This window comes from Actinomycetota bacterium, from assembly GCA_036280995.1.
GTDB lineage: Bacteria > Actinomycetota > CALGFH01 > CALGFH01 > CALGFH01 > CALGFH01.
The window spans coordinates 1-4,025 of the sequence record DASUPQ010000224.1; the positions used below are offsets into that span (position 1 = coordinate 1).

Sequence of the window (4,025 nt, forward strand, 5' to 3'; positions counted from 1 at the left end):
GATGACGCCGGCCAGAAGGTACGACCAGCGGCGATAGAAGGGGGTGTTGGGCTCCATCTCCGCCGAGGATGCTAAACGATATCTCGGGCAATCCCGCAACCGTGGGTCACCACGACCCGTTACCCCCGCCACCGGCACCGCCGCCGACCCCGCCACCGGAGCCGCCGGAGGACGCCCGCACCCGGCCGATGAGTCCGTCAGCAGCACCGGGACGATCAGCGGACACCGGGTCCCACAGCTCCCGGCCGGCGGCAGGGTCCGGCGGTGGCGAACAGGGCCGCCCCCTCGCCGTCGTCCAGGTCGTCGGCCGTCGCCGCCTGATCTCCATGGGGCGGGACCGTGGCACGCGGTAGGATCCGCGATGTCGAGGCCGACCAGGGAGGTCGTGGATGACCACCACCGAGTACCGACAGTTCATCGGCGGCGAGTGGACCGGGGCGAGCGGCGGGGCGACCTTCGAGGACCTCGACCCGTACTCGGGCGAGGTCGTGGCCACGGTCGCCGCCGGCACCCGCGAGGACGCCCGCCGGGCCGTGGAGGCCGCCCAGGCCGCCTTCCCGGCCTGGTCGCAGACGCCGCCGGCCGAGCGCCAGCGGATCTTCCTGGCCGCCGCCGACATCCTGGAGCGCCGCGCCGACGACGTCGTCGGCCTGCTGACCCGCGAGACCGGCTGCGTCACCTACGGGTTCGGGATGTTCCAGATGGGCTTCGTGCCCGGCCTGCTGCGCCAGGCGGCCGCCCTGGCCTACAGCCCGATCGGCCAGATCCTCCCCGCCGACCTGCCCGGGGCCATGGCCATGGGGCTGCGCCGGCCGGTCGGGGTGGTCGGCGCCGTCTTCCCCTGGAACGCCGCCCTGATCCTGTCCGCCCGCGGCATCGCCGCCCCGCTGGCCCTTGGCAACACGGTCGTGGCCAAGCCGTCGGAGGAGTCGCCGTTCGTGGGCGGGCTGCTCTGGGGCGAGATCTTCGCCGAGGCCGGGCTGCCCGACGGCGTCCTCAACATCGTCACCCACGCCCCCGGCGAGGCCGGACCCATCGGCGAGGAGCTGGTCGAGCACCCGGCGGTCCGGCGGCTCAACTTCACCGGCTCCACCGCCACCGGCCGCCTCCTGGCCGAGGCCGCCGGCCGGCACCTCAAGCGGGTCGTGCTCGAGCTGGGCGGCAACAACCCGCTGCTGGTGCTCGACGACGCCGACCTCGACTACGCCGTCGACGCCAGCGCCTTCGGGGCGTTCCTGCACCAGGGCCAGATCTGCATGTCGGCCCGGCGGCTGCTGGTCGACCGGCGGGTCGCCGACCCCTACCTGGAGCGTCTCTCGGCCAAGACGGCCGGCCTCAAGGTCGGCGACCCGGCCGAGCCCGGGGTCGTGATCGGCCCCCTGATCAACCAGCGGGCCCTGGACACGGTGGCCGGGCGGGTCGCCGACGCGGTCGCCGGGGGCGCCAAGGTGCTGGCCGGCGGCGAGCGGGTGGGGAGCTGCTTCCAGGCGACCCTGCTGGCCGACGTGCCCGCCGACAGCGAGCTGGCCCGGCTCGAGACCTTCGGGCCGGTGGCCACCGTCGAGGTCGTCGACGGCGCCGAGGAGGCGGTGGCCCGGGCCAACGACACCGCCTACGGCCTGACCGCCGGGATCCTCACCGGCGACCCCGACCGGGGCCTGGCCCTGGCCGACCGGCTCCAGGTCGGCATCGTCCACGTCAACGACCAGCCGGTCCACGACGAGCCGCAGATGCCGTTCGGCGGGGTCAAGGACAGCGGCTGGGGCCGCTTCGGCGGCCAGGCCGCGATCGACGAGTTCACCGAGCTCAAGTGGGTGACGGTGCAGAGCGGCACCCGGCCGTTCCCGTTCTAGGCCGGCCGCTGACTCCGGAGGAACGATGATCGCCCGAATCTGGAAAGGCGCCGTCCGCCGGCGCGACGGCGACGCCTACGCCCGCTACATGCAGGACACCGGCGTGGCCGGCTACGCCCGGACGCCCGGCAACCGGGGCGTCTGGATGCTCCGCCGCGACGTCGGCGACCGGACCGAGTTCGTCATGTTCACGCTCTGGGACTCGCTGGAGGCCGTGAAGGCCTTCGCCGGCGACGACTACGAGACGGCCGTCTTCTACCCCGAGGACGAGCGGTTCCTGGTCGAGCGCGAGCTGGTGGCCACCCACTACGAGGTCGACACCCATGCCGGGCCCGGCATGGGGTGACGGCTACAGGATCCGGCTCAGGAACGTCTTGGTGCGCTCGTGCTGGGGGTTGGCGAACACCTCGGTCGGCACCCCCTCCTCGACCACCACCCCCTGGTCCATGAACACCACCTTGTCGCCGACCTCGCGGGCGAAGCCCATCTCATGGGTGACCACGATCATGGTCATGCCGTTCCTGGCCAGCTGCTTCATCGCCTCCAGGACGTCGCCGACCAGCTCCGGGTCGAGGGCCGAGGTCGGCTCGTCGAACAGCATCAGCTTCGGGTCCATGGCCAGGGCGCGGGCGATGGCCACCCGCTGCTGCTGGCCGCCCGACAGCTGGGCCGGGTAGACGTCGGCCTTCTCGCCCAGCCCGACCTGCTCCAGCAGCTGCCGGGCCCTGGTCCTGGCCGCGTCCTTGGACACCTTCCTGACCTGGCAGGGCGCCTCGCAGACGTTCTCAAGGGCCGTCATGTGGGGGAACAGGTTGAACCGCTGGAACACCATGCCGATCTCGGCCCGCGACTTGGAGATCTCCTTCTCCTTGAGCTCGTAGAGCTTGTCGCCCTCCTGCCGGTAGCCGACCAGGTGCCCGTCGACCCACAGCCGGCCGGCGTTGATCTTCTCCAGGTGGTTGATGCAGCGCAGGAAGGTCGACTTGCCGGAGCCGGACGCGCCCAGCAGGACCACCACCTGGCCGGGGAGCACCTCCATGTCGATGCCCTTGAGCACCTCGAGCTGACCGAAGCGCTTGTGGACCGCCTCGGCCTTCACCATCGGGGTCCCGTCCCCGGGACCGGAGGCGGCGCCGCCGCCGAGATCAGTGGCCATGTCCAATATTCTCCGCCTGCGCGCGGGCCCGAGCCTGCCCGGTGCCGAACCCCTTGCTGAAGTATCGCTCGATATAGAACTGGCCCACCATCAGCACGCTGGTCAGGGCCAGGTACCACAGGCAGGCCGCGACCAGCATCGGGAACACCTGGAAGGTCCGGGCCCCGATGGCCTGGAGCTGGAAGAACAGCTCGTTGGTGACCGGGACGAAGGCGAGCAGCGAGGTGTCCTTGAGCATGGCGATGGTCTCGTTGCCGGTCGGGGGGACGATCACCCGCATGGCCTGGGGCAGGACGATCCGGCGCAGGGTCGGCCCGCGGCCCATGCCGAGGGCGTGGGCCGCCTCCTGCTGGCCCGGGTCGACCGCCTTCATGCCCGCCCGGACGATCTCGGCCATATAGGCCGCCTCGGACAGGGCCAGCCCCAGTAGGCCGGCCATGAAGCCGGTCAGGATGGTGCGGGCGTCGAGGCCGAAGAAGCGGGCGTCGAGGTCGATCCCGACCAGGTTGCCGAGCTGGCGGTCGAACGGCAGCCCGAACTCGTAGCGGCCGTAGAGGATGCCCAGGTTGCCGAACAGGACCAGCAGCACGACCCGGGGCACGGCCCGGAAGAACCAGGTGTAGAGCCACGCCGCCCCGGACAGGATGGGGTTCGGGGACAGCCGCATCATGGCGATCACGACCCCGAGCGACACCCCGATGACCATCGCCAGCACGGTCATGAGCAGCGTCGTCCGCACGCCCTCGATGACCGGTGGGCGGAACATGTTGTCGAACATGAACTGCCACTGGAAGGCGTCGTTGGTCACCAGCATGTGGACGAACATCGCGGCCACGACGGCCAGGACGACGATCGCCACCCACCGGCCCGGGTGCCGGACGGGCACGGCCGTGATGGCCTCGGGCTGTGCCCGCTCCGGCGTCTTCGTCTCGGTCATGCCCCGCCCCCGGTTCCGCGGCTCAGGGGTTGACGGCGGGGTCGGTGATGGCCCCGGCCTCGACACCCCACTTCTCGAG

At 71.6% G+C, this 4,025-nt stretch carries 4 protein-coding genes; 2 read left to right on the plus strand and 2 right to left on the minus strand.

Translation table 11 applies throughout. The annotated features are described in order from the left end of the window. The first annotated feature begins 389 nt into the window (after nt 1-389). Together VF468_07245 and VF468_07250 are read left to right on the plus strand one after the other, a co-directional pair. The gene (locus VF468_07245; GenBank protein HEX5878101.1) at nt 390-1,853 is read left to right on the plus strand and encodes an aldehyde dehydrogenase family protein; all 1,464 of its coding nucleotides are present in this window, start codon (nt 390-392) and stop codon (nt 1,851-1,853) included. Between the two features lie 25 nt (nt 1,854-1,878). Continuing rightward, nucleotides 1,879-2,199, plus strand: coding sequence for an antibiotic biosynthesis monooxygenase (locus VF468_07250; protein ID HEX5878102.1), 321 nt, complete (start codon nt 1,879-1,881; stop codon nt 2,197-2,199). A 3-nt stretch (nt 2,200-2,202) separates the two neighbouring features. Here VF468_07250 and VF468_07255 read toward each other — a convergent pair whose 3' ends face one another. Together VF468_07255 and VF468_07260 are read right to left on the minus strand one after the other, a co-directional pair. After that, on the minus strand, nt 2,203-3,009 hold the full coding sequence (locus VF468_07255; protein HEX5878103.1) for an amino acid ABC transporter ATP-binding protein: 807 nt from the start codon (nt 3,007-3,009) through the stop codon (nt 2,203-2,205). Then, nucleotides 2,999-3,946: an amino acid ABC transporter permease gene (locus VF468_07260; protein HEX5878104.1), complete on the minus strand. Its 948-nt coding sequence runs from the start codon at nt 3,944-3,946 to the stop codon at nt 2,999-3,001. The genes VF468_07255 and VF468_07260 overlap by 11 nt, the downstream gene beginning before the upstream one ends. Nucleotides 3,947-4,025: the final 79 nt, after the last annotated feature.

Coding starts and splice junctions, on each gene's coding strand:
- VF468_07255 (HEX5878103.1), bottom strand. CDS start 3,009: ATGGCCACTGATCTCGGCGGCGGCGCCGCCTCCGGTCCCGGGGACGGG.
- VF468_07245 (HEX5878101.1), top strand. CDS start 390: ATGACCACCACCGAGTACCGACAGTTCATCGGCGGCGAGTGGACCGGG.
- VF468_07260 (HEX5878104.1), bottom strand. CDS start 3,946: ATGACCGAGACGAAGACGCCGGAGCGGGCACAGCCCGAGGCCATCACG.
- VF468_07250 (HEX5878102.1), top strand. CDS start 1,879: ATGATCGCCCGAATCTGGAAAGGCGCCGTCCGCCGGCGCGACGGCGAC.